Annotated in this window: 1 pseudogene; it reads left to right on the forward strand. The window is 59.0% G+C overall.

Features of this window, described 5'->3' with window-relative positions:
• Positions 1-86: 86 nt before the first annotated feature.
• Positions 87-288, forward strand: a pseudogene (locus tag MUA00_RS00090) (filamentous hemagglutinin N-terminal domain-containing protein); the annotation flags it as partial.

A 288-nucleotide genomic window follows, 5' to 3' on the forward strand; every position in this document is an offset into this window, starting at 1 on the left:
CTGCCGGTGAAGTATCCCGACTGGCTGGCGCCCGATCGTATCAGCATTTACTACCGCATCGCGTTCGTTCTGTGAGGACTGAGATTATGGACAATCACCCGCAACCCGTTTGTTTTGCCCGGCGTTTACTGAGCTATCTGGTCTGCTTCCTGCTGGCCGGACAGCCTGTTTTTCCGGCTTTTGCGGCCACCACGCCCGCAAACAACGCCACGCAGATGGACAGGGCGGCAAACGGCGTGCCGGTGGTGAATATCGCCACGCCGAACGGGGCGGGGATTTCCCATAATC

The sequence above is a fragment of the Dryocola boscaweniae genome, assembly GCF_025215095.1.
GTDB classification, from domain to species: domain Bacteria; phylum Pseudomonadota; class Gammaproteobacteria; order Enterobacterales; family Enterobacteriaceae; genus Dryocola; species Dryocola boscaweniae.